This window comes from Phocaeicola sp. HCN-40430 (assembly GCF_037890285.1).
Lineage (GTDB): Bacteria > Bacteroidota > Bacteroidia > Bacteroidales > Bacteroidaceae > Phocaeicola > Phocaeicola acetigenes.
The window spans coordinates 1-427 of record NZ_JBBKBS010000082.1 but is presented as its reverse complement, the minus strand read 5'-3'; the positions used below and the strand labels follow the sequence as shown (position 1 = coordinate 427).

At 43.3% G+C, this 427-nt stretch carries 1 protein-coding gene; it reads left to right on the top strand.

The genetic code is table 11. The features are described 5' to 3' along the window. The coding region (locus WKU26_RS12690; protein WP_340322320.1) for a sulfatase-like hydrolase/transferase at window positions 1-427 on the top strand (427 nt) is incomplete at both ends.

Below are 427 nucleotides of genomic sequence, written 5' to 3'. Positions count from 1 at the left end.
TCACGAGCCGTTTGATTTTCCGATACGCATGGAGCATTTGTATGATGGAGTGACATTTCCTGAACCTGAAAATTTGCTTGATTGGGGACCTGAAACCAATGGACGTTCGTTTATCGGACAACCGTTAGAAGAATTGGCACGACGTTGGAAAATTGCTTCGCAGGATCCGGACAAATGGTGGTGTCGCTATCCGGAAATGCCGTTCTCTATTGATGGATTGCAGAAAACAACTGCCCGACGTGCTGCTTATCAGAAGTTTATGCGTGACTATTTGCGCTGTGGAGCTACTGTAGACGATAATATCGGTAAACTGTTGAAAGCACTTGATGAAATGGGTATTGCGGATAATACTATTGTGGTGTATGTATCCGACCAAGGGTATTTCCTGGGTGAACATGGTTTCTTTGATAAACGAATGTTTTATGAA